The sequence below is a fragment of the Aureivirga marina genome (assembly GCF_015767265.1).
GTDB classification, from domain to species: domain Bacteria; phylum Bacteroidota; class Bacteroidia; order Flavobacteriales; family Flavobacteriaceae; genus Aureivirga; species Aureivirga marina.
The window spans coordinates 142,470-156,513 of sequence record NZ_JADPIB010000004.1 but is presented as its reverse complement, the minus strand read 5'-3'; the positions used below and the strand labels follow the sequence as shown (position 1 = coordinate 156,513).

16 protein-coding genes are annotated in these 14,044 nt (G+C 27.3%); 3 read left to right on the top strand and 13 right to left on the bottom strand.

Annotation, left to right across the window (positions count from 1 at the left end; genetic code table 11):
* Positions 1 to 2 precede the first annotated feature (2 nt).
* From I1A51_RS09740 to I1A51_RS09730, 3 genes are all read right to left on the bottom strand, one after another.
* Positions 3 to 1,709 (bottom strand): hypothetical protein, encoded by a 1,707-nt coding sequence (locus tag I1A51_RS09740; RefSeq protein WP_196893392.1) that lies wholly within the window; start codon positions 1,707 to 1,709, stop codon positions 3 to 5.
* A 203-nt stretch (positions 1,710 to 1,912) separates the two neighbouring features.
* On the bottom strand, positions 1,913 to 2,281 hold the full coding sequence (locus I1A51_RS09735) for a TSUP family transporter (RefSeq protein WP_196893391.1): 369 nt from the start codon (positions 2,279 to 2,281) through the stop codon (positions 1,913 to 1,915).
* Positions 2,282 to 3,211: a lytic transglycosylase domain-containing protein gene (locus tag I1A51_RS09730; RefSeq protein ID WP_196893390.1), complete on the bottom strand. Its 930-nt coding sequence runs from the start codon at positions 3,209 to 3,211 to the stop codon at positions 2,282 to 2,284.
* 260 nt (positions 3,212 to 3,471) lie between these two features.
* Between I1A51_RS09730 and I1A51_RS09725 the strand changes: the two genes are divergently transcribed.
* Positions 3,472 to 3,891: a GNAT family N-acetyltransferase gene (locus I1A51_RS09725; protein ID WP_196893389.1), complete on the top strand. Its 420-nt coding sequence runs from the start codon at positions 3,472 to 3,474 to the stop codon at positions 3,889 to 3,891.
* Here I1A51_RS09725 and I1A51_RS09720 read toward each other — a convergent pair.
* The 5 genes from I1A51_RS09720 to I1A51_RS09700 all read right to left on the bottom strand — a co-directional run bounded on the left by I1A51_RS09720 (position 3,880) and on the right by I1A51_RS09700 (position 7,950).
* Positions 3,880 to 4,596 carry a LytR/AlgR family response regulator transcription factor gene (locus I1A51_RS09720; protein ID WP_196893388.1) on the bottom strand — a complete coding sequence of 239 codons (717 nt, stop codon included), beginning with the start codon at positions 4,594 to 4,596 and terminating at the stop codon, positions 3,880 to 3,882. The genes I1A51_RS09725 and I1A51_RS09720 overlap by 12 nt on opposite strands.
* Complete coding sequence (locus I1A51_RS09715) at positions 4,593 to 5,612, bottom strand: sensor histidine kinase (protein WP_196893386.1); 1,020 nt, start codon at positions 5,610 to 5,612, stop codon at positions 4,593 to 4,595. Before I1A51_RS09715 ends, I1A51_RS09720 begins: the two co-directional genes overlap by 4 nt.
* 10 nt (positions 5,613 to 5,622) lie before the next feature.
* Positions 5,623 to 5,952 carry a DUF4907 domain-containing protein gene (locus I1A51_RS09710; RefSeq protein ID WP_196893385.1) on the bottom strand — a complete coding sequence of 110 codons (330 nt, stop codon included), beginning with the start codon at positions 5,950 to 5,952 and terminating at the stop codon, positions 5,623 to 5,625.
* Positions 5,953 to 6,087: 135 nt separating this feature from the next.
* Positions 6,088 to 7,074, bottom strand: a complete 987-nt coding sequence (locus tag I1A51_RS09705; protein ID WP_317192843.1) for a Kelch repeat-containing protein — start codon at positions 7,072 to 7,074, stop codon at positions 6,088 to 6,090.
* A gap of 12 nt (positions 7,075 to 7,086) precedes the next feature.
* The gene (locus I1A51_RS09700; protein ID WP_196893384.1) at positions 7,087 to 7,950 is read right to left on the bottom strand and encodes a DUF6268 family outer membrane beta-barrel protein; all 864 of its coding nucleotides are present in this window, start codon (positions 7,948 to 7,950) and stop codon (positions 7,087 to 7,089) included.
* A 221-nt stretch (positions 7,951 to 8,171) separates the two neighbouring features.
* On the opposite strand from I1A51_RS09700, the gene I1A51_RS09695 reads away from it, so the two are divergent.
* Together I1A51_RS09695 and I1A51_RS09690 are read left to right on the top strand one after the other, a co-directional pair.
* Entirely contained in the window at positions 8,172 to 9,467 is a 1,296-nt protein-coding gene (locus I1A51_RS09695) for a DUF4270 family protein (RefSeq protein WP_196893383.1), read from the top strand.
* Positions 9,454 to 10,686, top strand: a complete 1,233-nt coding sequence (locus I1A51_RS09690) for an OmpP1/FadL family transporter (RefSeq protein ID WP_196893382.1) — start codon at positions 9,454 to 9,456, stop codon at positions 10,684 to 10,686. Before I1A51_RS09695 ends, I1A51_RS09690 begins: the two co-directional genes overlap by 14 nt.
* A gap of 65 nt (positions 10,687 to 10,751) precedes the next feature.
* Here the strand turns inward: I1A51_RS09690 and I1A51_RS09685 are convergent, their stop codons facing one another.
* From I1A51_RS09685 to I1A51_RS09665, 5 genes are all read right to left on the bottom strand, one after another.
* Complete coding sequence (locus I1A51_RS09685; protein ID WP_196893381.1) at positions 10,752 to 11,366, bottom strand: outer membrane beta-barrel protein; 615 nt, start codon at positions 11,364 to 11,366, stop codon at positions 10,752 to 10,754.
* A 28-nt stretch (positions 11,367 to 11,394) separates the two neighbouring features.
* A complete protein-coding gene (locus tag I1A51_RS09680) occupies positions 11,395 to 12,345 on the bottom strand; it encodes a transketolase family protein (RefSeq protein ID WP_196893380.1) in 951 nt (316 codons plus the stop codon).
* A gap of 159 nt (positions 12,346 to 12,504) precedes the next feature.
* Positions 12,505 to 12,999 (bottom strand): YkgJ family cysteine cluster protein, encoded by a 495-nt coding sequence (locus tag I1A51_RS09675; protein ID WP_196893937.1) that lies wholly within the window; start codon positions 12,997 to 12,999, stop codon positions 12,505 to 12,507.
* 63 nt (positions 13,000 to 13,062) lie between these two features.
* Complete coding sequence (locus I1A51_RS09670; RefSeq protein ID WP_196893379.1) at positions 13,063 to 13,455, bottom strand: hypothetical protein; 393 nt, start codon at positions 13,453 to 13,455, stop codon at positions 13,063 to 13,065.
* 78 nt (positions 13,456 to 13,533) lie between these two features.
* A complete protein-coding gene (locus tag I1A51_RS09665; protein WP_196893377.1) occupies positions 13,534 to 13,971 on the bottom strand; it encodes a hypothetical protein in 438 nt (145 codons plus the stop codon).
* Positions 13,972 to 14,044: the final 73 nt, after the last annotated feature.

Below are 14,044 nucleotides of genomic sequence, written 5' to 3'. Positions count from 1 at the left end.
ATTTAGATTTTTTTAATTCTTTCACAAAATTCCGGGAATTCTTTTTTAATTTTTTTCAACTGATTTTCTGAAAATTTCATGTAAAATAAATTATCAAAACAAACCAAATTCACACCTAAATCTTTTGCTGCTCTTAACAATAAATCCTTATAAAGCATATCATAATAATCTTCATCAATTCCTAAAATTTGATGATATCTTTTTTCTTGAACTTCAAAGGAAAGCAAGCAATCTAACTCTTGTAAAATATAAGTATCTAAAATATTTTGTGGAATTAAATTAATTCGGATAAACTCAAAAAAACGAATCGTTTCTTTCTCATAAGGTCTGCTTAAATCTTCCATAACTTCCAAAAAAGAAAACAACGTATTAGGGAAAAAAGAAACAATTTCTTCAAAACTAGAAACTGCATTTTCTACACAATTTCGAATTCCAACTTTAATTTCTTGCTTTGTCATATCATCAAAAAAACCTATTTCTTCTAAAAGCATAATAGCTTTCTGTATTTTTGATGGCGAAAAAATCGAATCAAACTCCTCTCCTCCTATAAATTGAAAGTATTTTTTATATTCCCAAAGCTCAAGAACGTCTCTTTGTTTTTCATTTAATTTCAATAAATAAAATTCAACACGATCAATGTCGACATTGTAATTTTGTACTGAAAAACATAGAAAATCAGAAATATTTTCCTTGAGGAATTTATTTATAGGAACTAATAATTGATTGTCAACTTTAAATTTATATCCTTTTTTATATTTATAAATTGGAATCACAGTACCATAAAAAAGATGATCTATTTTGAAGTGAATTGCCAAATCAAATGATTCTTCCTCTTCATTTCTAACGTTCATCGAAAACTCAACCATTTTAAAGTTTGGAATAACTTCTTGAAAATCTTTAAAAACTTGATAGTATTTATGAATGATTTCATTTTTATCAAAATATTCCGAAAAACTCCATTTCATCACATTTGGACAAAGATCAAAAATTTCAAAAATTGTCTTTAATCTATCTGGTTCATAAGTTGATAAAATTGCTGCAAAACTTTCTTCACTCAGAAATTTCTCTGTTTTCAATTGTTTTAAAATTTCCAATTGTTTTTTATGCTCTGAAGTAAAATTTTCTTTTTCATGTAATCTTTTTGCAGCAAAATCAATAACAGCAGATTCTAAAAACAAATGTTCGTTATCAATATTTGATAAAACTTCATTTAAAATCTGATCATCAATCAAGCCAATCATTTGTAAATCAAACAAAGTTCGTGTAATTGTTTTTCCTAAAACACTTCTTTTTGGATGAATGATATCTGTTTCATGAATATCAAGCGAGGGAATTTCGTCTAAAGAAAGAACTAATTCCGCATCATAAGAAACTTCTTCGTTTTCAATTTCCGCTTCGATAAGATATGCTTTTGAGTTAAAATATTTCTTTTCAAACTCTTTTTCAATATCCAATATTTCACCTTCTTTTCGTTTCTCCAACAAGGCTTCATACATGTTCAAACCTGTTCGATATTCAAAATCATTTTGAAAAAAATTCACCAACAAATAAAGTAATTTTGTTCTGGTAAGATAATCGTCAAAATCTAATAAATCCACAAATAAGCTTTTTCCTTTTTCAGATAAAATTGCATTTTCACATAACAATTCTACATAATTTAAAGCTTCTGATTTCTTCAAAAAAGGTCTATTATTTTTAAATTCCATCATAACCAAATAATGTAAAGATTTCTATTATTTAAGTTATAACTTTTTAAACAATTCTCTTAATTTTTATTAATATATTTTCATTTATTTTTTTAATTATCAATCATTTACATATTTTTCATAAAAATTCTTTTACAAATATAAAAACAAAAAAAGCTTCTAAATAAATTTTAGAAGCTTTCTATAAATTAGTATAATTAAGTCGTTTATTTACTAAAAATAAGTTTTATAGCTACAATAATCATCAATACTCCGAAGATTTTTTTCAAAACTGCTTGATTGATAATTAAAGCTATTTTAGATCCAAAAAATCCACCAATGATAAAAAATGCGGCAACAATTGCTGCAACTTTCCAATCAATTGGTTCACTTTTATGGTAATTCATTACTGCTAAAATTGTTACTGGCGGAAGCATCACTGCCAAACTCATTCCTTGGGCGTTATGATGAGAAAGTCCCAAAAAATAAGCAAACATTGGAACCATTAAAATTCCGCCACCAACGCCAACAAGTCCACTTAACATTCCAGCAGAAATTCCAATTAAAATTGCAATTAATAATGTTGTCATTTTCATTTATGATTGTTTCGGTATTTTTATAAAGTATTTCTTTTTCGATTTATTATTTAATTTATTTTGGCGTAACCAAGGATTATAAATTTTTAATTTCTTATAATTTGTATTCATTTTTAAAGCAAAATCAGCCAAATTCGTAATAACAGAATCAACTTCAACAACTTTAAAATCTGGATGTTGGTATAAATCTTCTGCTTCAAATACAAATCCATATTTCTGTGGATTTCCCATTATTTCTTTTACGGCAATAATTCGAGGAACATATCTTGAAGTTTCTGAAACTAATAATAAATCGTAATAATTTTCTACTTTTTGTGCTTTTAATCTTCTTGAAACTCCAGCATTCCCTGCATTATAAGCCGCAGCAGCTAAAGTCCAAGAACCAAATCTTTCTTTAGATTTTAAAAGATATTTACAAGCTGCTTCTGTAGATTTTTTAATATCATATCTTTCATCTACATTTTCATTTACTTCCAAACCAAGCTCTTTCGCTGTTTTTTTCATCAGTTGCCAATATCCTCTCGCTCCAGCAGGTGAAGAAACATTCATCAAACCACTTTCAATAACAGCTAAATATTTAAAATCATCTGGAATTCCGTGCTTTGCCAAAATCGGCTCTATAATAGGGAAAAACTTTTCAGCTCTTTTTATCAACAACAATCCATTGGATTGCCAGTAAGTATTTACTAATAATTCTCTGTCAATTCGTTCTTTTACATCGTGTTCTTCAAGTGGAACTTTTTCTCCAGCAAAATTCAAATTTTCTGGAATTTTTAATGCTTTAATTTCATACAATTTACTTGTATTTACATTCACTGTATCTCTTTTTGAAATTGCTGTATCAACTTCATTGATATTTTTAGCATTGATCAAAGTCAAGCTAATTCCAATAACTCCTATAATTCCGACAAACTTTAACGATGTATTCATAACCCCTATTTTTATTTTATTTACTTAAATTTATCAATTTTAATTTAAAATTGAATGTTCCAATTTATTAAAAATTCCTTTAAATTCAATGAATAAAAGCATTAGTTTATAATTTAAATTTTCACAATCAAATTACAGATTTTAAGTTACAGATTATGAAAAATAAAATTATCTTAACTTCATTTTTATTTTCGATTTAAAATCGATTTTCTTCTAAAAGTCATTTATTACTATAAATTTGTCAAAAATTTTAAAAGAAAATGGAAATTAAAATTTGTAACGAAAAAGCAATTAAAGAAATTGTAGACGGAATCAATTCTTATAATTTACAAAAAGTCCCTTTTTTAGCGCCAAACTGGACACCAATTGAATATTTTGCAGAAAATGAAAACGGAAAAGTTATCGGTGGAATTCTTGGAGGAATTGGTTGTTGGAATGGATTTGAAATTAAAGTTTTATGGGTAAATGAAAAATATAGAAACCAAGGAATTGGATCTAAAATTTTAAATCAAGCTGAAAAAATTGCAAAAGAAAAAGGAGCGACAATAGCAATGTTAGATACTTTTGATTTTCAAGCAAAAGAATTTTATTTAAAACAACAGTATAAAATCATAGGTGAAATAGAAAATTTCCCAGAAGGTCACCAACGAATTTATTTTTCAAAAAGATTAGATTCCTAATTTTTCAAAAACTTCATCTTTATAAGTGTCTCCAATTGGAATTCGTTGCTTTTCAATAATCACTTTCGATTTTTGAATCGAATCAATAAATTTTGAATTTACAATATAAGAACGGTGAACTCTCAGAAAATTATTTGGCAATTTTTGCAATATTTCTTTAAAACTAGAAAGTGTCAAAATCGCTTTATCACTGTTTTTTACATATATTTTTATATAATCTTTTAAACCTTGAATGTACATAATATCTTCAAGGTTTATTTTTATGTTTTCATATTCTGATTTTACAAAAACAAATTCTGATTTTACATTTTCAATAATATGTGTAGAATTTTCTTCCTTTTTATGTGTTAAATCAAATTTTTCTTTTGCTTTTGTAACTGCTTTTAAAAATCGAGAAAAAGAAATAGGTTTTAATAAATAATCTGTTGCATTTAAATTAAAACCTTCCAAAGCATATTCAGAATAAGCGGTTGTGAAAATAACTTGTGTATTTTGTGAATCCAAAGATTTCACCAATTCAACACCAGTTAAATTTGGCATTTCAATATCTAAAAACATCAAATCAACTTTATGTGAATTCAAATAAGTAAAAGCTTCTAAAGCATTATTAAATTTGGCAACAATCTTTAAAAAAGAAACTTTTTCAGCAAAAGTTTCGATAATATCAACTGCAAGAGGTTCATCATCAATTATTACACAATTCATACTTCTAAATTTAAAATTAATTCGATTCGAAATTTATTATTCACTGTTTCTACTTTCAATTCATATTGATTTGGATAGAGTAAGTTCAACCTTTCTCTGGTATTTTTCAAACCAATTCCATAACTATTTTCCTTTTGTTTCATATTTCCAATAATATTTTCACAATAGAAAAATAATCGTTCTTTTTCAATATAAATTCGCACATCAATTTCTGTATTTCCATCTGTGTTTGTTCCATATTTAAAAGCATTTTCAATAAAAGAAATCAAAATTAATGGACGGATTTTATAATTGAAATTCAAACCTTCAATTCGAAGATTTACTTTTTCGCTTTTTGCAATTCGTAATCTTTGTAAATTAAAATAATTTCGGATATAATCTAACTCCTTTTCAAGTGGAACAAATTCGCTATCTGTTTGGTATAACATATAACGCATCAAATCAGAAAGTGTGATAATTGCTTCTGGTGCATTATCTGATTTTTTTACACTTAAAGAATAAATACTATTCAAAGAATTAAATAAGAAATGTGGATTGATTTGGTGTTTTAAATATTCTAATTTATCGACAATTTGTTGCTTTTCAACTTCTTTTTCTCTTTTTTCTCTTTTGCTCCATTCATCGAAAATTTTATTAGAAATTCCGATAAAAATCAATAAAAAATTTACTACTAATGTAATTGCTAATTTTGGTGAATATGGAGAATTTTTCGCATATTTAAAATAATCCCATTGTCGTGGAACAGTCAAATATTTCTCAAAAACTACAGCAACTCCAATACAAAGCACAAAAACGATAATCCAATAAGCAACTTTTTTTCTATTTAGTAATAAATAAGGAACTAGATAAATATAATTTAAATAATAAAGCCCAATATTGAATGAAATTCGTGATAAAAATGGGTAAGGAATTCGATCTGTGAGATAATATAATTGAAGAGAAATGGCAACAATAATAAGTGACCAAACAAAAATATGTTTTACAACAATGCCATTATTTTTAAAAAAACTCCACATAGAATATCTATTATTTTTTACAATTTAATTCTATTTTCAATTCTTGTAAATCCTGTAAAGTAATTCTTGGATTCTTTTTGTTTTTAATTCTTTTTACAACTAAAGAAGCTATTTTATTTGCGTCTTCAAAGGAACAAAATCTTTTTCTATTTTGAATTGCTGGAATAAAATCTTGTTTAATTAAAATTTTACTTTGTTGTTTGATTTCGTATCCAAAACCATAAGAATTTTTAATTATTTCTATATTTAAAGAATCTAAATCAACTTTGTTTTCTGTACAAGAAATTACAAAAAAACTTAAAAAAAATACGAAAAAAATATAGTGAAAGTTATTTTTCATTTGAAAAGAAAAAGGCTCATCCTCCGTATAATTATTACCTATTGTGTTCTAATAAATATATGAAAAAAAATGTCTAACTTCAGATGAGCCAAATAATAAAACGAAATTATTTAATACGATTTTTACTTTATATTTTTAGTCTTCCTCATCATATTCTTCGAAAGGAAGCAACTCATAATTATCATCTAAATACAGAGAACCTGTCCTTCCTAATACCACAAAACCTTTGCCATTTATATTAAATCCTGTTGCATCTTGTCTTGAAACTCCCTCAATACCAGTTATATCCTCCCAAGAATCCGAATACGGATCGTATTGATAAGTACTATTTAAAGATCCTCCATTAAATCCTGTTGTAAAAAATCCGAATTCACCAATTGCAAGTCCAACAGCATTTGATCTTAAAATATTATAACTATCAATATCTTCATCTAAATCTTTTTTTCGCGTCCAAATTTCTGTTGATGGATCAAAAACCCAAAAATCACTTTTGTATAAACCATTACTTACACCCGTTCCTAAATAAACTTTTCCATCAATAGTAAAAGTAGCAGCAGCTCTTCTTTTTTCTCCTCCAAAACCAACAACTTCTGTCCAAGAATCTGTAATAGGTTCATATTTCCAGAAATCTTTTTTATCATTTGTTCCATCGTATCCAGTTCCTACATAACCAGAATTAATTCCTTCAAAAGCGACAGCAGATCTTCTAACTCCACCAGCAAAATCTGCTTTTTGTTCCCAAACATTTAATGTCGGGTCATATTCCCAAAAATCTTGAAGTTCGTTAACATCATCGTATCCAGTTCCTACATATCCTTTTTGATTAACTGCAAAACCAATTGCCGAACTTCTTTTAACGCCTGGAAAATCCGCTTTCTGAACCCAATAATCACCATCACTATCATATTCCCAAAAATCATTTAAATATTCATCACCATCATAACCTGTTCCTACATATCCTTTATTTCCAATTGTAAAACTTGCAGCACTACTTCTTGGAATTCCGTCAAAAACAGATTTAGAAACCCAGTTTCCTATTTGCGAATCATCATCGCTTGAACAACTTGCAAAAGCAATTGTCATAAAAAATAAACTTACTTTATAAATTGTATTCATCTTCATTTTTAATTTCTATTATTTTGAAAAGTTAAACTTGATTCCTGTTGAAAAAAACCAATTTGTTGTTGTATCAAATTCATAAACTTTATTATAATCATCATCTTCTAAAGCATACGTATTCCATAAAGAATATCCACCTCTTCCGAAGATTGACCAAGATTCTGAAAGTTTATAATTATATTCTAATCCTAAATTTCCTGTGCTAAAAACAATATTTGAAGCCTGTTTTCCATCTACATAAAGAGAATTTGAAATGTTTGCGTTAAAACCATTTAATTGAATTCCAAACTTTAAAGATTTTCGTTGGTCAAAAGAGTATTTAAAAAAGGTTTCAGCTAAACCAATATTATATGCCATGAATGCATTAATTTGCTTATAATATTTAATTACTGGAATAACTCGAGGTTTTCCTAGACGAGTTGTGTATGCAACTCCTAAAGACAAATTAGAGAAATTTGTTTTCCCTCCTTTTCTCTTGTTAAAAACCATCCCTCCTGTTGGAAAAAAATCAGATGTAGATAAACTTCCTTCTAAATTGGAATTTAAAGCAATTCTTGCATACATATGCATTCTCCAATTTTCAGAAACTTTCTGATTATAAGCCAAAGTATAGTGAAAACTATAAATATTTTCTAAGTTTTCTGTTTGAAAATAAAATGTATCATGATAAGAGAAATCGTAATAACTTCCACCAATTGTATGAAACAAAAATTTATCTTCACTAATTTTCGTTGGAATTGTAAAGCGAACAGAAGTTTCATTCATTTCTACATCTCCCATCGGATTTAATTTATATGAAAATCTGAAAAACTCTCTATCTTGTGCTTTACTATGTAAGCAAACAAAAAATAATCCTAAAAAAAACAATCTCACCTTCATTTCTTATTATTTTCAGGCAAATGTATTCTTAGCTTAAAATCTCAGAAAATATAATAGATAAAACCACTTTTTCTCTATACAAAACCTATGTTTTTACCGATAAAAATCTCTGTTTGTATTTATCGATTCTTTTCCTGTATTTGTCTAGATTTTTCTTTGTTTAATATAACTTTTTAGCGAAGCTTTTAGAAGCAATCTATTTTTGGCGAAAATTAGATAAAATGAAATATATATTTATGATTTTCATTGGATGTCTATTATTTGCCTGTACACAAAATAATGACGATCCTTTGACGATTGGTGAAGAATGGATAAACTCTGATACAAAAGTAATTTTTATCGATACGATGAAAGTACAAACTTCTACGATACAACTAGATTCTATCCTGATGAATACAGAAAGAATTCTTACTGGTTCTTATCAGGATTCTTATCTTGGAAAAATTCAAACAAAAAGTTATTTGTATTTAAATTATACAAGTTTTAATAGTATTAATTCTCATAGTGAATACGATTCGATTGCCTTGATTTTAATGCATGACAATTATTTTTATAATGATACTTTACAACCACAATTTTTAAAAGTTTCTGAGATAACAGATGATTTAAAACCTATTGAAAATGATGTTTATTACAACACAAATGAAATAGAATCTAGTAATTTTCCTTTGGCTAACTTTTCTTATCATCCAAATCCAATAAAAAATGATTCAATTCATATTCGATTGGATGATGCTTTTGGAGAACAATTATTTAATGAAATAAAGCACGATGAAATCAATGATGCAAATGAATTTTATGAAAGATATAAAGGATTAATTGTTGAAAATACACAAGACAATGCTTCGGTTATTGGATTCTCTGAAAATAGTATTTTAAGACTTTATTATAAAAATGAAAGTGAGTTTGAAGAAGAAGCAGAATATCAAAAAGATTTTAATGTTTTGTTTTGGAATAGTTTTAATAACATTCAAACAAATAAGGAAAATACTGTTTTGTCGGATTTGGAAACGGAAGAAGATGAAGTTAGCTCAATTTCAAATAATAATGAATCTTACGCACAAGCTGGAACAGGAATTTTGACAAAAATTGACATTCCACATTATGAAAGTATCTACGATATTCAGGGAGAAGGAACTATTGTTGGAGCAAAATTAAAATTGCCTGTAAAAGCTAATTCCGAAAGTGATAATCTTTATATTTCTGATTCTTTAAGAATCATTATTTTAAATTCAAATCACACTCCTTTTGATGAACTTAAACAAACAAAAGAAGATGCTGCTGTGATTGGAATTTTGAATCGAAAGAACAACGAATTCAATGAACTTTTCTATGAATTTGATATCAAATCTTTTTTAGAATTAAAACTAAGAGAACCTTTTACAGAATATTATCTTGGTGTGTATCCTGTCAATTTTCAAAACTCTGTGGAAAGAATTGTTTTTGAAAACAATCCTTCAAAAGAAGAAAAAAGAGCAACTCTAGAATTAACTTACGCGCTTTATGATGATGAATAAAAATATAATTTTCATAGTTTTTTGTTTAATTGGTTTTAAAATTTTCGCTCAAACAAATAAATTCACAAGTTCTCCATATTCCATTTTTGGACTTGGTGTTTTTAATGAATCCAATTTTGGAAAAATAAATACCTTAGGAAAATCTGCTATTGCAATTCCGTCTTCAGATTTTATAAATTCATCTAATCCCGCTGCTTTTAGCTCATTTAATGAAAATTCATTTTTGTTTACAATTGGAATGAAATCGCAAACGGAGACTTTAGAACAAAATGCAAATTCAGAAAAAAGAATCAATGCAACTTTTTCTGGAATTGCTTTAGCTTTTCCTATTTCAAAAAATTCTGGTTTAGGAATTTCTTTGACGCCTTATACAAATGTTGGTTATCTTTTTAAAGATGTTGAATTTGAAATTGAAGGAAGCCAAGAAACTTATTTAGCTGACATTGAAGGTTCTGGTGGATTGAATAATTTTCAAGTAAATTATGGTTATAAGTTAATGGAAAATTTACGAATTGGAATTTCTGCTTCTTATTATTTTGGGAAAATTACAGATTTAGAAACAAATTATATTAATAGAGAAAGATTAGTAATTGAAATACAAAATTATTATCGAGGAATCCAATTTAAAAATGGAATTCAATACGATGTAAACAATACTTTTTCTCTGGGTGCAACTGTTACTTTTCCGACAAAATTAAATGGTGAACAAAAAAGATATATTGCTGTTTTAGGAGAAGAAGCAATTGAAACAAATGATGATGTAGAAGCATTTAAATTGCCTTTTGAAGTTGGAATTGGATTTTATAAAAAGCTTTCACCAAAAGTTGCTTTAAATCTAGATTATCGAAGAAGTTTTTGGAAAAGTACAAATCAACATGCTTCTTTTGGCGATTTTGTAGATCAAGATAATTTTGGTTTGGGAATGGAATTTATTCCTAAAAAAAATGGAATTACATATTCGCAACGAATTCAATATCGTTTTGGATTAAATTACGACACTGGAAATGTACTTGTTAATAAAGATAGAGTTAAAAATTATTCAGTCAATCTTGGTTTAGGTTTACCACTGAATAAACGAACTTCGTCCTTGATTGATATTAATTATTCTTATGGAAGAAAAGGAGAATTAAGCAATGATTTAATTCAAGAAAACTATCACATGCTCAATTTAAGCTTAGATTTAGAAGGGTTTTGGTTTCAGAAATCTAAAATTAATTAGTTTAAATACAAAAAAACGACCTCTAATCTCTATTAAAGGTCGTTTTAATTTATATCAAAAACAGTTTATTTTCCGAATAATCTATATGAAAGATTGATAGAAATTTGTTCTGTTTTATTGTCAAACTTAAAGTTTGTATTTGTATTATCTTCAATATATTCAATAGTAGAATCAGATAAACCTTTTTCCCAACGGATATCTAGACCAAATTTTCCTAATTCAACTCCAGCTCCGATTACTAATCCTAAAGAAAAATCTTTTGATTCAGCTTCTCTTAAGTTTCCAGCATCAAAATCATTTCCTAAAGTGTATTGGAAATTAGGACCTATAAATACATTTGCAACTTTTAAGAATTTCTTTCCAAATAATACTGGAATATCTAATCTATCTAAAGAATAATCTTCATTTCCATTAACATCGTATTCTGATTGTATACGAACATAATTTAATTCAGGACGAACATAAAATCCAATTACAGGAATTTTTACACGAACCCAAGCACCAAAAGCGTAACCAGTTTTATTATCAGCATTAATAGACTGAGAAATTAATTGATTAAAAGCTTTAAATTCTCCTGTTTTTCCGAAGTTTACTCCAGCTTTTGCTCCGATTGCAATTTGAGCATTTGAAAATTGAATTGCTCCTAAAACGATTGCTAAAGTTAAAATTAGTTTTTTCATTTGAAATAATTATATCAATGGTTATGATTTATTTTCTTTTAATTACTTTTTCTACTTTTTCGATAATTGCAGATTCACTTAATCCATATTTTTCCATTAATTCAGCTGGAGTTGCAGATTCTCCGAAACTATCATTTACAGCTACAAATTCTTGAGGAACAGGATTATTTTGAATTAAAACTCTAGAAACACTTTCACCTAAACCACCTAAAATATTATGTTCTTCAGCAGTTACGATACATCCAGTTTTTTCTACAGATTTTAAAATTGCTTCTTCATCTAAAGGTTTAATTGTGTGAATATTGATTACTTCTGCACTAATTCCTTTTGCTTCTAATTTTTCAGCAGCTTGTAAAGCTTCCCAAACTAAATGTCCAGTAGCAACAATTGTAACGTCTGTTCCTTCTGTTAATTGAATTGCTTTTCCAATTACAAATGGTTCATCTGGCATAAATACAGGAACTTTTGGACGACCAAAACGTAAATAAACAGGACCTTCATGTTTTGCAATTGCAATTGTCGCAGCTTTTGTTTGATTATAGTCACAAGGATTGATTACTGTCATTCCTGGTAACATTTTCATTAAACCAATATCTTCTAAAATTTGGTGAGTTGCTCCATCTTCTCCTAAAGTCAATCCAGCATGTGAAGCACAGATTTTCACATTTTTCCCAGAGTAAGCAACAGATTGACGAATTTGATCATAAACACGACCTGTAGAGAAATTTGCGAAAGTTCCAGTAAAAGGAATTTTTCCTCCAATTGTCATTCCAGCTGCCATTCCGATCATATTTGCTTCTGCAATACCTACTTGAAAGAAACGATCAGGATGATTTTTTTCAAATTCATTCATTTTTAATGAACCTGTTAAATCTGCACAAAGTGCAACTACATTTTCATTTGTTTTTCCTAGTTCTGTCAAACCATCTCCAAATCCTGAACGAGTGTCTTTCTTTTCTGTGAATGTATATTTTTTCATTGATTTTATGTTATGTTGTTGCCTACAAAAGTAACTAATTTCTTAAAGAGAATTCTAATAAAACGAGACTTTATTTTCAATTTAAAAGCAAGTTTTATTCCATAAATTTTCTCTTAAAATTGTACTTTTAAAAGCATATTTACCTAATTTTTCTAAATTTTATTTTGGAAGTTTCTTTTTTAAATTCTCAACTATTTCATAAGTAGCTGGACAAATTTCAGTATTTTTTAGCGTTAAATCTGTAATTTGTATAAATTTTCTTCTATTTGTATGAGGATATTCACCACATGCTTTTGGACGAACATCATAGATAAAACATTCATTATCATTATCAAGGAAAGGACAAGGGCTAGATTTTAACACATAAAAATCATCTTCATCTCTTTCAATATAATTTTTCATAAACTGAATTTCTTTCATTCGTAAATGTTTCGAAATTCGTTGAATGTCTTTTTCAGTAAAAATCGGACTTGTAGTTTTACAACAATTTGCACAAGAAAGACAATCTGTTTTTGCAAATTCTTCCTCATGCAAATCCTGCATAATCAAATCTAAATTTTTAGGAGTTCTTTTTTTAAGTCTGGCAAAATATTTTCTAGATTCTACCATTTTCTCCTTAGAAAGTTTTGGAAGCTCTTGTAATCTTTGCTCCATACTTTTTTCCGTACTCATACTTCGTTATTTGAAACGCAAAAGTACGTTTAATTTTAAAGATTTTTAGAATTGATTCGTTAAAAATACTGTAGGCCCAAAAATAAAAGATCTATCTAAAATTAGATTATCACCTACTAAAGCATAATTCCATTTTAAACCATCAATTTCTATACAGGAAATATTATCATGAGAAGTAACTTCATAAAAATAATTTCCAAATTCCAAGATGGAATTGTCTTCAGAAATTTCTAGTTGGCCATTTGGTTCAAAATGAAAGATAATTTCAGTATCAGCATAATCATATTCTAAAAAATCTTCATCGTTTAATCCATCAAATTCTTGAATTTTTTCAAGTTTCCAATCTCCTACAATTTCAACATGAATAAGTTCTTCTTGGTTGAGGCAGGACATGAAAATAAAGGAAACTAATATTAAAAATAGTCTATAATATTTCATTTAGTTAGTATTTGAAAGGGTTTAGTGAGTCGGTTTTCAATATAATAGTTTCAAATGAAATATACAGAAAATAATTATTTATTCCTCTTCAATTCCTTCAATTCGTTCAAACTTATAGAAACAAATATTCTGGCAATCTCCATATTTTGGAGTTAAAACTAAGTCTAATTCATCGAAATAATAGGAATCTAAGATTTTACCTTCTGCATTTTCAAATTCACCTAAAATAGTACAATCGTAATCAAAATGAATAGTTTTGTTGATTAATTCAAAATGTCCTGTTGGGCAACTTTCATATTTTTCAGATTCAAAAGTATAATTTGGCAATAAATTAAATTCATAACCGTCTTCTACTTCAATCCAATTTACTTCAGGTGTATTACTAAAAGCAATTAATTTCCATTTACCAATTGGAGAAAATTTATCTCTTGTAATTCCATCATCGATTGTTGTACAGGAAAAAATAAACAGAAATAATATCAGGGAAGAATAAATAACTTTTCGGGTTGATTTCATCTAATGAATAGTTTAAAATTTCCCAAAAATAAAAAAATAACGTTGGATTTATTTTATTTAACACATAAAAAAA